This window comes from Microbacterium sp. No. 7, assembly GCF_001314225.1.
Lineage (GTDB): Bacteria > Actinomycetota > Actinomycetes > Actinomycetales > Microbacteriaceae > Microbacterium.
This window is the reverse complement of the sequence record NZ_CP012697.1, coordinates 889841-902076: the sequence shown is the minus strand read 5'-3', so window position 1 is coordinate 902076 and position 12236 is coordinate 889841. Positions and strand designations below refer to the sequence as shown.

Sequence of the window (12236 nt, the reverse complement as noted above, 5' to 3'; positions counted from 1 at the left end):
CATGGACTTCGGGCAGATCATCAACCTCAGCCTGGGCTATCTCTTCAGCCCCGTCACGATCGCGTACGCGCTGGCGGCCGTCGGCCTCGCGGTGCACTTCGGATACGCCGGCCTGCTGAACTTCGGCGTCGCCGGGTTCATGGCCATCGGCGCCTACGGCTACGCGATCTCGATCCTCAGCTTCGGCCTGCCGTGGTGGGTCGGCATCCTCGTGGGCATGGCCGGCGCGGCCGTGTTCGCGGTGATCCTCGGCATCCCGACCCTGCGCCTGCGCGCCGACTACCTCGCGATCGTGACGATCGCGGCGGCCGAGATCGTGCGCCTGCTGTTCACGACGCAGGTCTTCGACGAGTGGACGAACTCGGCCGACGGCCTCGGCGGCTATCACGCGGGCTTCCGCTCGGCGAACCCGTTCCCGCCGGGCACCTACGGGTTCGGCCCGTGGGTCTACACCGCCGACCAGCTGTGGGTGCGCGTGTTCGGCCTGATCCTGCTGGCGATCGCGGTCTACCTCGTGTGGGCGCTCATGCGCAGCCCGTGGGGCCGCGTGCTCAAGGGCATCCGCGAGGACGAGGACGCCGTGCGCTCGCTCGGCAAGAACGTCTTCGCCTACAAGATGCAGGCGCTCGTCATCGGCGGCGTCTTCGGCGCACTGGGCGGCGTCGTGCTCTCGCTGCCCTCTGCGGTCGTCCCGTCGGTGTACCAGACGTCGCTGACGTTCTTCATCTGGACGATCCTGCTGCTCGGCGGCGCGGCCACGGTGTTCGGCCCCGTCGTGGGCGCCGTCATCTTCTGGGTGCTCATGGCCTTCCTCGACGCGGTGCTTCCCGCCCTCGCGTCGCAGGGCGTGCTGCCGATCTCGTCCATCCAGGCGGCGAACCTGCGCTACGTGCTCGTGGGGCTCGCGCTGCTGCTGATCGTGATCTTCCGCCCGCAGGGCATCTTCGGCAACAAGAGGGAGCTGACCTTTGTCAAATAACGACGCAAGCACCAGCGTTCCTGAGGATGCCGGCGCCGTGCCGGCGACGACCGGCAGCGTACGGCGGCCGAAGACGACGGGCCTCGCGAAGGGCGACCCGGCCCCCGGCGTGGCCAAGGTCGACCCCATCGTCGTGATCGACGACGTGACGCGCCGCTTCGGCGGTCTCACGGCCGTCGACGTCGACCACCTGGAGATCCCGCGGCACGCCATCACCGCGCTCATCGGACCCAACGGCGCCGGCAAGACGACGCTGTTCAACCTGCTGTGCGGGTTCGACAAGCCGAACAGCGGCACGTGGTCGTTCGACGGCACGCAGCTCTCCGGCATCCCCTCGTTCAAGGTCGCCCGCATGGGCCAGGTGCGCACCTTCCAGCTCACCAAGGCGCTCTCGCTGCTCACGGTGCTGGAGAACATGAAGCTCGGCGCGACGAAGCAGAAGGGCGAGAGCCTGCTGCGCAGCATCTTCCCGTTCATCTGGCGCGCGCAGGACGACGAGATCGAGGAGAAGGCGAAGGAGCTGCTCGTGCGCTTCAAGCTCGACGCGAAGGCCGACGACTACGCCGCCTCCCTGTCGGGCGGTCAGCGCAAGCTGCTGGAGATGGCCCGCGCCCTCATGAGCGACCCGACGCTCGTCATGCTCGACGAGCCGATGGCGGGCGTGAACCCGGCGCTCACGCAGTCGCTGCTCGACCACATCCTCGATCTGAAGGATCTCGGCATGACCGTGCTGTTCGTCGAGCACGACATGCACATGGTGCGCCACATCGCCGACTGGGTCGTCGTGATGGCGGAGGGCCGCGTCGTCGCCGAGGGGCCGCCCGACACGGTCATGAACGAGCAGGCCGTCATCGACGCCTACCTCGGCGCCCACCAGGACGTCGACCTGGGCGTCGTGACGGGCCGCGTGCGGGGCGAGCTCGACACCGCCGCCCTGACTCTGCTCGACGACATCAAGGCCGACGAGGCCGAGGCCATCGCGGCCGCCGAGGAGGAGAACCAGTGAGCACCGCGGCAACGGACGACGTCGTCGTCAACATCACCGACCTGCACGCCGGCTACCTTCCGGGCATCAACATCATCAACGGCGCGAACCTCGTGGCGCGCAAGGGCGAGCTGATCGGCATCATCGGGCCCAACGGCGCCGGCAAGTCGACGCTGCTGAAGTCGATCTTCGGCATGGTCAAGGTGCGCGACGGCGAGATCACGGTGAACGGCGAGAGCGTCGTCGGGCTGAAGAGCGACCAGCTCGTGCGCCGCGGCGTGGGCTTCGTGCCGCAGACCAACAACGTGTTCCCGTCGCTGACGATCGAAGAGAACCTGCAGATGGGGGTCTACCAGAACCCGCAGGGCTACGCCGAGCGGCTGGAGTTCGTGACGGGCATCTTCGCCGAGCTGGGCAAGCGCCTCAAGCAGCGCGCGGGCTCGCTCTCCGGCGGTGAGCGGCAGATGGTCGCGATGAGCCGCGCGCTCATGATGGACCCGTCGGTGCTGCTGCTCGACGAGCCGAGCGCCGGCCTGTCGCCCGTGCGGCAGGACGACGCGTTCATCCGCGTCTCCGACATCAACAAGGCGGGCGTGACGACGATCATGGTCGAGCAGAACGCGCGGCGCTGCCTGCAGATCTGCGACCGCGGCTACGTGCTCGACCAGGGCCGCGACGCGTACACGGGCACGGGCCGGGAGCTGCTGAACGACCCCAAGGTGATCGGCCTCTACCTCGGCACGCTCGGCACCGACTGACGGGCCGCGCGGGCCGCGCGCCGGCCGCGCACGAGAGAGGGGCGGATGCCGTGGCATCCGCCCCTCTCTCGTGCGTCAGGCCTCAGCCGAGGTCGATGCGGGTGAAGGTGTTGTCGGCTCCGTACTCGAAGACGCCGACCACGGCCTCGGTCGGGTCGCCGACCTCGTCGAACGTGATGGGCCCGGAGAAGCCGTCGTAGTCGGCCACGCCGCCGCCGAGGATGATCTCGGCGCACTCCTCGTACGACGTGCACTTCTCGCCGCTGCCCTCGCCGCCCGAGACCTCACGCAGCTTCGTGATGATGTCGGCCGGGTCGGTCGAGTTCGCCGCGAGGGATGCCAGGGCGAGCAGCACGACCGCGTCGTACGACTCGTTGAGGTACGAGTACTCGGTCAGGCCGGTGCCGTTGCCGCCGTTGGCGGCCCACCAGTCGCTGGCCTCCTTCTGGAACGCCTCGTCAGCCGCGGGACCGGCGGGCGTGGTGCCCTTGGCGCCCTCGAGGCTGAGGCCGGCGGGCCAGCTCGCGTCCTCGCCGAACTGCTTCAGGTTGCCGTCGACGAAGTAGAAGTCGCCGCCGTCGAAGCCGGCGTTGATGAGCGCAGGCGCGATCGTGAAGACCTCGTCGAACGTGATGAGCACGATCGCGTCGGGGTTCGAGGCCATGACGGCCGAGATCTGCGCGTCGAACGTCGTGTCACCGGCGTTGTACGACTGCGACGCGACGACCTTGCCGCCCGTCGACTCGAACACCTCGGTGAAGACCTTGTTGAGGCCCGTGCCGTACGAGTCGTTGAGGTAGATGGTCGCGACGTTGGAGTGACCGTCCTCGGCGACGACGTTGCCGAGCACCTCGCCCTGCAGCAGGTCGTTCGGCGCGGTGCGCCAGTAGAGGTCCTTGTCGTCCCACTCGATGAAGTCGACCGACGTGTTGGCCGGCGAGAAGGTGATGATGCCGGCGGCGACCATGTCGTCGAGGAACAGCTTCGTCACACCCGACGACGCGGCGCCGATGACCGCCGAGACGCCCTCCGAGATGAGGCGGGGGGCCGTGGTCTGCCACGCGTTGTTCGCCGGGTCGCCCGAGTCGCCCCAGACCACGTCGGGGATCGTGAGGCCCGTGGTCTCGCTGACGGCGTTGATGTGCTCGACCGCGAGGCCGACGCCCGCCTCCTCGGGCGGTCCGAGGAACGAGAGAGCACCCGACTGCGGCAGGATCGTGCCGATCTTGAGGGTGAGGTCCCGCGCCTCCACCGGTGCCGATGCGCTCTCGCTGGTCTCGCCGCCTCCGGTGGGCTCGCCCCCGGTGCCGCCGCCGCAGCCGGCGAGGACGAGAGTGCCTGCTCCGACGAGCGCAAGGCCCGCGAGGGTCTTGCGCGAACGTGTCATGACGCTCATGTTGCTCCTTGCTCTGAGTGAACGCGGGATGTCCCACTCGGGTGTGCATCTCCCCCGTGCGTTCAAGCTCATCACAGGTGCGCGTACGGCTGTGTTGCGATGTGTTAACGGTCTGTGACGTGACCAGACCGTTACCTCGGGCGTCCGCGCTCAGGTCACCGGCGCGATGTCGACCGCGGCGCGGCGCGTGCGGCGCGCGTGCACGATCGAGTCGGTCATGAGCACGATCAGCGCGACCCACACGAGGCCGAAGCCGACCCACCGCTCGACGGGCATGGGCTCGTGCAGCAGGAACACGCCCGTGAGGAACTGCATGATCGGGCCCACGAACTGCAGCATCCCGATCGTGACGAGCGAGGCGCGTCGTGCGGCCGCGGCGAACAGCAGCAGCGGGGTCGCGGTGACGATGCCGGCGAGCAGCAGCAGGATCGTGTGCGTCGTGCCTGCCTGCCCCAGGGTGATGCCGGTCGTCGCGGCCACCGCGATGAGCTGCACGATGGCGAGGGGCATGAGCCACAGCGACTCGAGCGTGAGCCCGCTCACGGCGTCCACGCTCGGGCCGATCTGCTTCTTGACGAGACCGTAGAGGCCGAACGAGACGGCGAGCGTCAGCGCGATCCAGGGGAACGAGCCGTAGCCGACGATGATGACGACGATCGCGAGCGCGCTGATGCCGATCGCGACCCACTGCGTCGGGCGCATCTTCTCGTGCAGCACGAGCACGCCCAGCAGCACGGTGAGGATCGGGTTGATGAAGTAGCCCAGGCTGCCCTCGACGACGTGGCCCGTGAGCGAGCCGATGAGGAAGACCTGCCAGTTGACGTAGACGAGCAGGCCCGCCACGATCGTCCACACGACGAGGCGCCTGTTGCGCAGGATCGCCAGGAGCTTGGGCCACGTGCGCGTGACGGTGAGCAGCAGGGCGCACACGACGAGCGAGAACACGACGCGCCACGCGACGACCTCCCACGGGCCGCTGGGCACGAGCGAGATGAAGTAGAGGGGGATGAACCCCCAGAGGAAGTAGGCCCCGAAGGCGTAGACGGCGCCCAGCGTGCGCTCGCGCGCGCTCTCCTCTGGTGTCATGGGTCCAAGCCTAGGACGGTCGTGACGCCGAGGGGCGCGGGCCGGCACGCGGATCGTGCCGTTCTGCGTCGGAAGACTGCCATTGCGGGCACGGGGCGATGACGAAGGGCTGGATGCCGCAGCATCCAGCCCTTCGTCATTGTTCGCTGATCGAGTGCCGCCGCGCAGCGGCGGTGTATCGAGATCAGCCGCACGGTGGCAGCCGACCGGGATCAGGTCAGCGGACCACGACCGCCAGCACGTCGCGCGCCGACAGCACGAGGTACTCGTCGGCGCCGAACTTCACCTCGGTGCCGCCGTACTTGCTGTAGATGACACGGTCGCCCACGGCGACGTCGAGCGGAACGCGGTTGCCGTTGTCGTCGATGCGACCCGGACCGACCGCGACGACCTCGCCCTCCTGGGGCTTCTCCTTCGCGGTGTCAGGGATGACCAGGCCACTGGCCGTGGTCTGCTCGGCCTCGACCTGCTGGATGACGATGCGGTCCTCGAGCGGCTTGATGGAAACCGACACGGTCTACCTCTTTCTTGCTTGGGGGTCTTTCCTGAAGACGCGTCTTGCTAGAAGACTGATTAGCACCCGCACACTGCGAGTGCTAATGCCAGTGTAGGGCGCAGGCTGGCACTCACGCAACGCGAGTGCCAATGCCCGTACGCTGGCACGGTGGACACCGACGAGATCACCGTGCTGCTCAGCCCCGAGGCGCTGCGCCTGATCGACGGGCTCGGCGAGATCGACGGCACGGATGCCGCGGCGCGCGCCGTCTCGCGCCTGCGGGCCGCGGGGCACGGCTCCGACCTCGTGGCGGCCGTCGTGGGGCAGGCACGGCTGCGGCACCGCGCGCGGGCGAAGTTCGGCGATCTCGCCGGGCGCATGCTGTTCACGCGCGCGGGACTGGAGCAGGCGACGCGGCTGGAGATCGCGGCACGGCACGCCGCCCGGTTCCGCGACGCGGGCCTGCGCCGCGTCGCCGACCTGGGCTGCGGCATCGGCGGCGACGCCCTCGGCTTCGCCGGGCTGGGCCTGCAGGTGCTCGCGGTCGACGCCGACGAGGCCACGGCCGCCGTCGCGGCGTTCAACCTCGCGCCGCTGCGGGAGACGGCATCCGTGCGCTGCGCGCTCGCGCAGGACGTCGACCTGTCGAACGTGGACGCCGTGTGGCTCGATCCCGCCCGGCGCGCGGGCGACGAGCGGCTGCGCGCCGACGAGTGGTCGCCGCCGCTGAAGTGGGTGTTCGGCCTGATGGAGCGCCTGCCCGCGGGCGTCAAGCTCGGGCCCGGATTCGACCGCGACCGCATTCCCGCGGGCGTCGAAGCGCAGTGGATCTCGGTGGACGGCTCGACGATCGAGCTCGTGCTGTGGAGCGGCGCGCTCGCCCGCGAGGGCGTCGCCCGCGCGGCGCTCGTCGTGCGCGGCGGCCGCGCGGCCGAGCTGACCGCGGCGGGCGACGCCGACGACGCCGAGGTGCGCGAGCCGGGCACCTACGTGCACGAGCCCGAGGGCGCCGTGATCCGCGCACGCCTGATCGGCGAGGTCGCGCGGCGACTGGATGCCGGCATGCTGGCATCCGGCATCGCCTACCTCACGTCGGACGAGCCCACGGACAGCCCGTTCGTGCAGAGCTTCCGGGTGCGCGAGCAGCTGCCGTTCGACGTCAAGGCCCTCGCCCGCGCGCTGCGCGAGCGGGGCATCGGCACGCTGGAGATCAAGAAGCGCGGCGTCGATGTCGACCCCGCGCAGCTGCGCCGCCGCCTCAAGCTGCAGGGCGCCGGCGCCGCGACGCTCATCCTCACACGGTGCGGCGCCCGCCGGACCGCCCTGCTCTGCGACCGCGTATAGCCCGCGCCCTCTTCCCCTCGCGCCCGCCATCTCTCCCCCTCGCCGAGCCAGTCCCCCCTCGCCCGCGCCCTCTTCCCCCCTCGCGAGTCAATACCCCTCGCCCGCGCCCTCTTCCCCCCTCGCGAGTCAATACCCCTCGCCCGCGCCCTCTCCCCTCTCGCGAGTCAATACCCCGTCGCCGAGTCAATCCCCGATTCGCGCCGGGAAGGGATTGACTCGGCGACGGGGGATTGACTCGGCAGGGTAAGCAGGGGCGGGGCGGGCGGGGGTAAGCAGGGAGCAGGGCTCAGCCGCCGAAGAGGGGGCCCTGGGTGGAGGCCCACCAGAGCCAGCCGGCCGAGTAGACGAGCGACAGGATGCCGAGGCAGAGGGCCCAGATCGCGATGCCGCGGCGCTCCCACGGACGGCGCAGCGCCGCGATCGCCAGGCCGACCGCGAGCATGCCGATGAGGAAGCCCCAGCCGACCAGCAGCGACACGAGCAGCGCGAGCACCGCGAACATGAGCGACCACCCGGCCGACCGCGGCGGCGGGGGCGCGGGCGGCGGCGCCCAGCGCACGTCGGGGACGTCCGACGGATCGACGTGCACCGGCACGACGATGTCCACCGGCCCCGTCAGCTCGCGACGGTAGCCGCCGCGGTGGGCGCCCGGCAGCACGGCATCCTGCGCCTGCGACACGACGTCGGGCGAGGGCGGCTCGATGCGCGGATCGCTCATGGCACGGCGACCTGGATCTCGGTGACCGGCAGGGTCGAGTCGGCGCCGAACTCGAGCGTCGACGGCGGGCGGCCGCTCATGACGAGCTCCGCGGCGAGCGCCGCGATCATCGCCCCGTTGTCGGTGCACAGCGACAGCGGCGGGATGCGCACCGCCACGCCCGCGGCCTCCGCCCGGGCGAGCGCGACCTCGCGCAGCCGGCGATTCGCGATGACGCCGCCGCCGAGCAGCAGCCGCGGCACGCCGTGGCGCGCACACGCGTCGAGCGCCTTGGTCACCAGCACGTCGACGACGGCCTCGCGGAAGGATGCCGCGACGTCGGCGACCGGCACGTCGTCGCTCTGCTCCACCCAGCGCGCGACGGCGGTCTTCAGCCCCGAGAAGGAGAAGTCGTAGCGGTGCTCGGCCATGTCGGAGGCGCGCGACAGCCCGCGTGGGAAGCGGATCGCGTGCGGGTCGCCCGCCGCGGCGGCGCGGTCGATCTCGGGACCGCCCGGATAGGGCAGGCCCAGGATGCGGGCGATCTTGTCGAACGCCTCCCCGGCCGCGTCGTCCATCGTCTCGCCGAGCAGCTCGACGTCGCTCACGATGTCGCGCACGAGCAGCAGCGACGTGTGCCCCCCGCTCACCAGCAGTGCGACGGTCGGATACTCCAGCGCACCCCGCTGATCGAGCGCCCGCGCCACAGGCGTGCCCTCACCGCCACGCTGATCGAGCGCCCGCGCCGCCGGCGCGCGCTCACCACCGCGCTGATCTAGCACCCGCGCCGCAGGCGCGGGCGTATCGAGATCCAGCAGGTCCGCGGCGATGTGCCCGACGAGGTGGTTCACGGCGTACAGCGGCGTGCCGAGGCTCACCGCGAGCGCCTTCGCGGCGCCGATGCCGACCATCAGCGCCCCGGCGAGCCCGGGTCCGCTCGTGACGGCCACGGCATCCAGCTCGTCGAGGCGCACGCCGGCCTCGGCGAGCGCCCGCTCGATCGCGGGCTGCAGGGCCTCGAGGTGCGCACGCGCGGCGACCTCGGGCACGACGCCGCCGTAGCGGGCGTGCTCGTCCATCGAGCTGGCGATCGAGTTGCTCAGCAGCTGGCGGCCGCGCACGATGCCGATGCCGGTCTCGTCGCAGCTGGTCTCGATGCCCAGCACGAGCGGTGCGTCGCGGTTCATCGCGCACGCTCCTGCACGGCGGGGGCCGCGATGGCGGCGTCTGCGGCATCCCCAGGCCCACGAAGCTCGGAGAACGTCGCGAAGCTCGAAGGATCCTCACCAGACGCTCCGAGGTTCGTCGGATCCTCCGAGGTCGGCGCGGGGAATGCGGTGGAGGCGGGGGCGGATGCGGCGGCCCAGGCCGCGAGGTCGAGGCGCATGACCACGGCATCCACGTCATCGGGCTGGTAGTAACGGGGGCGGCGGCCGATCTCGGTGAAGCCCACCGAGGCGTACAGCGCCTCGGCGACCGGGTTGTCGGCGCGCACCTCGAGGAACATGTCCCGCGCGCCGCGCTCCCGCGCCGCGGCGAGCAGCGCGGTGAGGAGGGCGCGCCCCCTCCCCCGGCCGCGCGCGGCGGCGGCGATCGCGATGGTCTGGATGTCGGCATCCGCCGCGCCGCGCACGGCGCGCACGCCCCCGTAGCCGACGAGGCCGTGTAGCCCGACGTCGACGAGGTACGTGCCGTGCGGCGACGCGAGCTCCTCGGCCATCATCGCCTCGCTCCACGCGTCGGTCGGAAAGCTCGCGCGCTCCAGCGCCATGATGTCGGCGAGGTCGTCGGGCGTCGCAGTGCGCAGGCTCATGCGCCCACCTTCTTCGGTGCGCCCGGCAGGGTGACGTCGGGGGTGCGCAGATAGAGCGGCTCAGTGCCGGTCAGCTCGCGGCCCGCGGCGACCGCGCGGGCGGCCGCGAGGGCGATCATCGTCGCGGGGATCGTCGTGACGTCGTGCCGGCGGGCGCCGTCGAGGGCGGCGTCGACGTCGTCGCGCGGGGTGAGCGCGGGGCCCGCGACGCGCACGGGCAGGCCGTCGTCGTCGAGCCCGTCGTAGACGCTGTAGGCGAACTCGCGGCGACGCGCGTCGGTGACGACGGCGAAGCGCTCGGGCTCGGCGAACGGGTCGGCAAGCAGTGCCGAGAGCAGGATGCCGAGGGCCGCGGCATCGTGGCTGGGCACGGCGACCACGGGCAGGGAGCGGCCGAGCGCGAACGCGCGCGCCGCCGCGATGCCCACGCGCAGGCCCGTGAACGGCCCGGGACCCATGCCCACGGCGACGTGTGTGAGGACGACGGGCGGCCCGGGGGTCTGCGCGGCCTCGTCGAGCGCCGTCCGCAGCAGTCCGCCGATCGCCTCGGCGTGCCCGAGCGGGTTCGCGCTCGCGGCCTCGGCCCGCACCACGCCGTCGGCCTCGACCACGGCGACGGCCGTGCCGAGCGAGGTGTCGATGCCCAGAATCACGCTCACCAGGGTATCCCGCTCCCCCGCGCCCATCCCATCCGCCCCACGCCCACCCCGCGCCTTCCTCGCCGAGATGGTGGGATTCTCGCCGAGATGGTGGGCACCATGTCGACGAGAATCCCACCCTCTCGGCAGAGAATGCGCCATCTCGGCGCGGAAGGCACCATTTCGGCACGGGGCGCGGGCGAGGCGCCCGGCATGCGGGCGGCGCGGGGCGCGCGGCGCGGGTCAGGACGGGCGGCGGGTGACCGTGACCTCGCGCGGGGCGAGGTCCTCCATCTCGCGGGCGGCGGGGCCGCTCGTGCCGCAGGCGCTGTCGACGCCCGTGCCGCTCCACCCGCGGGCGATCTCGATCTCCCACCAGCTGTCGGCCACGGCATCCACCATCCCGCGTCCCCATTCGACGATCACGACCGACCCGGCGAAGTCGATGTCGAGGTCGTCCAGTTCGGCGGGCGAGCCGAGGCGGTACGCGTCGACGTGCACGAGAGCGGGGCCCCCGACGAGCGACGGATGCGTGCGCGCGATCACGAACGTCGGGCTCTGGATCGGTCCGCGCACGCCGAGACCCGCCGCGATCCCGCGCGTCAGCGTCGTCTTGCCCGCGCCGAGCGGCCCCGTCAGCACGAGCAGGTCGCCCGCGCCTAGCACCTCCCCGACGGAGCGGCCGAACGCCTCCATCTCGGCGACGGAGCCGATCTCGCGCTCGCCCTCGAAAGCCGCCATCCCGCTCATCCACGCCACCCGCATCGCCACCCGCATCCAAACTCCTTCGATCCGGTGCCTCGTTGGCCCATTTCGGCCCGATCCGGCGCGCTCGCCCACAGATCGGAGGAGTTCGGGCAACCACGCCGCCGGAACTCGCCCTCGAAGGCCGCCATCCCGCTCACCGCTCCGCCTCCCGTCGCGGCACGCGGGGTCCGATGCGGGTCACGATCTCGTAGTTGATGGTGTCCGCGGCGCGCGCCCACGCCTCGACCGGCGGCACGCCCAGCAGCGGGTCGCCGAACAGCACGGCCTCGTCGCCGACCGCCACCGGCAGGTCGCCGACGTCGACGACGAACTGGTCCATCGCGATGCGTCCCGCCACGGGAAACGCCTGCCCGCCGATGCGCACCGCGGCGCCGCTCGACGCGTTGCGCGGCACGCCGTCGGCATAGCCGAGCGGGATCAGCGCCAGCGTCGTCTCGGCGCCCGTGCGGTGCAGGTATCCGTATGACACGCCGTGGCCCGCGGGCACGCGCCGTACGGCGGCGACCGCGGCGCGCAGCGTCATCGCGGGCCGCAGTCCCAGCTCGGCGGACGTGCGGTCGTCGAACGGCGACAGCCCGTACATCGCGATGCCGATGCGCACGCAGTCGAACCGCGCCTCGGGCAGGGCGATCGCGGCGTGGGATGCCGCGAGGTGCCGCAGTCGCGGCCGCACGCCCAGCGCCTGCGCCGCCGCGACCCCCTCCTCGAAGACCGCGAGAGCCGCGCGGTCGTCCGCCTCGCTCGTGTTCGACAAGTGGCTGAAGACACCGACGACGCGCAGCTTGCCGATGCGCTCGAGCCGCGCGGCCTCGGCGAACACGACGCCGTAGTCCTCGGGCGGGATGCCGTTGCGCCCCAGCCCCGTCTCGAGTTTGAGGTGCACGCGCACCGGCTGTGAGGCGGATGCCGCGGCCTCGGCCTGTCGCAGCTGCGCGACCGACGAGATGCCCAGCTCGATGCCCAGCGACGCCGCCTCGGCGAACGACGTGCCCGGCGCGTGCAGCCATGCGACGACCGGCGCGTCGATGCCCGCGCGCCGCAGCGCGACGGCCTCGCCGATGTCCGCGACGCCGAGCCGGTCGGCGCCGCCCGCGAGCGCGGCGCGCGCCGTGCGCACGGCGCCGTGCCCGTAACCGTCGGCCTTCACGACCGAGAGCACCTCGGTGCCCGTGACCCGCTTGAGGTGCCGGACGTTGGCCGTGATCGCGTCGGTGTCGATGAGCGCTTCGCGCATCTGCCCCGTCCCCAGCCGACCGACCTCACTCATGATCCCTCT

13 protein-coding genes are annotated in these 12236 nt (G+C 71.8%); 4 read left to right on the top strand and 9 right to left on the bottom strand.

Features of this window, described 5'->3' with window-relative positions; translation table 11 throughout:
- Position 1: 1 nt before the first annotated feature.
- From AOA12_RS04035 to AOA12_RS04025, 3 genes are read left to right on the top strand one after another with little or no spacing between them, the layout of a single operon-like run.
- The gene (locus AOA12_RS04035; protein WP_054680510.1) at positions 2-979 is read left to right on the top strand and encodes a branched-chain amino acid ABC transporter permease; all 978 of its coding nucleotides are present in this window, start codon (positions 2-4) and stop codon (positions 977-979) included.
- A 37-nt stretch (positions 980-1016) separates the two neighbouring features.
- A complete protein-coding gene (locus tag AOA12_RS04030; protein WP_054680508.1) occupies positions 1017-1985 on the top strand; it encodes an ABC transporter ATP-binding protein in 969 nt (322 codons plus the stop codon).
- Positions 1982-2722 carry an ABC transporter ATP-binding protein gene (locus AOA12_RS04025; protein WP_054680506.1) on the top strand — a complete coding sequence of 247 codons (741 nt, stop codon included), beginning with the start codon at positions 1982-1984 and terminating at the stop codon, positions 2720-2722. The genes AOA12_RS04030 and AOA12_RS04025 overlap by 4 nt, the downstream gene beginning before the upstream one ends.
- An 82-nt stretch (positions 2723-2804) precedes the next feature.
- Here the strand turns inward: AOA12_RS04025 and AOA12_RS04020 are convergent, their stop codons facing one another.
- From AOA12_RS04020 to groES, 3 genes are all read right to left on the bottom strand, one after another.
- Positions 2805-4118, bottom strand: a complete 1314-nt coding sequence (locus tag AOA12_RS04020; RefSeq protein ID WP_054680502.1) for an ABC transporter substrate-binding protein — start codon at positions 4116-4118, stop codon at positions 2805-2807.
- Positions 4119-4268: 150 nt separating this feature from the next.
- On the bottom strand, positions 4269-5204 hold the full coding sequence (gene rarD, locus AOA12_RS04015; protein WP_054680499.1) for an EamA family transporter RarD: 936 nt from the start codon (positions 5202-5204) through the stop codon (positions 4269-4271).
- 217 nt (positions 5205-5421) lie between these two features.
- Entirely contained in the window at positions 5422-5718 is a 297-nt protein-coding gene (gene groES / locus AOA12_RS04010) for a co-chaperone GroES (protein ID WP_047543013.1), read from the bottom strand.
- Positions 5719-5868: 150 nt separating this feature from the next.
- On the opposite strand from groES, the gene AOA12_RS04005 reads away from it, so the two are divergent.
- The gene (locus AOA12_RS04005) at positions 5869-7044 is read left to right on the top strand and encodes a class I SAM-dependent methyltransferase (protein WP_054680496.1); all 1176 of its coding nucleotides are present in this window, start codon (positions 5869-5871) and stop codon (positions 7042-7044) included.
- 286 nt (positions 7045-7330) lie between these two features.
- Here the strand turns inward: AOA12_RS04005 and AOA12_RS04000 are convergent, their stop codons facing one another.
- The 6 genes from AOA12_RS04000 to alr form a co-directional block, all read right to left on the bottom strand.
- Complete coding sequence (locus AOA12_RS04000) at positions 7331-7762, bottom strand: hypothetical protein (RefSeq protein ID WP_054680495.1); 432 nt, start codon at positions 7760-7762, stop codon at positions 7331-7333.
- Positions 7759-8928: a tRNA (adenosine(37)-N6)-threonylcarbamoyltransferase complex transferase subunit TsaD gene (locus tag AOA12_RS03995; protein ID WP_054680492.1), complete on the bottom strand. Its 1170-nt coding sequence runs from the start codon at positions 8926-8928 to the stop codon at positions 7759-7761. Before AOA12_RS03995 ends, AOA12_RS04000 begins: the two co-directional genes overlap by 4 nt.
- Positions 8925-9554, bottom strand: coding sequence for a ribosomal protein S18-alanine N-acetyltransferase (gene rimI, locus AOA12_RS03990; protein ID WP_082405913.1), 630 nt, complete (start codon positions 9552-9554; stop codon positions 8925-8927). Before rimI ends, AOA12_RS03995 begins: the two co-directional genes overlap by 4 nt.
- Positions 9551-10207 carry a tRNA (adenosine(37)-N6)-threonylcarbamoyltransferase complex dimerization subunit type 1 TsaB gene (gene tsaB, locus AOA12_RS03985; protein ID WP_054686777.1) on the bottom strand — a complete coding sequence of 219 codons (657 nt, stop codon included), beginning with the start codon at positions 10205-10207 and terminating at the stop codon, positions 9551-9553. Before tsaB ends, rimI begins: the two co-directional genes overlap by 4 nt.
- A gap of 228 nt (positions 10208-10435) precedes the next feature.
- Complete coding sequence (gene tsaE, locus AOA12_RS03980) at positions 10436-10942, bottom strand: tRNA (adenosine(37)-N6)-threonylcarbamoyltransferase complex ATPase subunit type 1 TsaE (RefSeq protein WP_054686776.1); 507 nt, start codon at positions 10940-10942, stop codon at positions 10436-10438.
- 151 nt (positions 10943-11093) lie between these two features.
- Entirely contained in the window at positions 11094-12227 is a 1134-nt protein-coding gene (gene alr, locus AOA12_RS03975) for an alanine racemase (RefSeq protein ID WP_197281053.1), read from the bottom strand.
- Positions 12228-12236: the final 9 nt, after the last annotated feature.

Excerpts from the sequence above, each read along its gene's own strand:
- rarD (WP_054680499.1), bottom strand. The coding sequence starts at position 5,204 with ATGACACCAGAGGAGAGCGCGCGCGAGCGCACGCTGGGCGCCGTCTAC.
- tsaE (WP_054686776.1), bottom strand. The coding sequence starts at position 10,942 with ATGAGCGGGATGGCGGCTTTCGAGGGCGAGCGCGAGATCGGCTCCGTC.
- AOA12_RS04000 (WP_054680495.1), bottom strand. The coding sequence starts at position 7,762 with ATGAGCGATCCGCGCATCGAGCCGCCCTCGCCCGACGTCGTGTCGCAG.
- alr (WP_197281053.1), bottom strand. The coding sequence starts at position 12,227 with ATGAGTGAGGTCGGTCGGCTGGGGACGGGGCAGATGCGCGAAGCGCTC.
- AOA12_RS04035 (WP_054680510.1), top strand. The coding sequence starts at position 2 with ATGGACTTCGGGCAGATCATCAACCTCAGCCTGGGCTATCTCTTCAGC.
- AOA12_RS03995 (WP_054680492.1), bottom strand. The coding sequence starts at position 8,928 with ATGAACCGCGACGCACCGCTCGTGCTGGGCATCGAGACCAGCTGCGAC.
- rimI (WP_082405913.1), bottom strand. The coding sequence starts at position 9,554 with ATGAGCCTGCGCACTGCGACGCCCGACGACCTCGCCGACATCATGGCG.
- AOA12_RS04020 (WP_054680502.1), bottom strand. The coding sequence starts at position 4,118 with ATGAGCGTCATGACACGTTCGCGCAAGACCCTCGCGGGCCTTGCGCTC.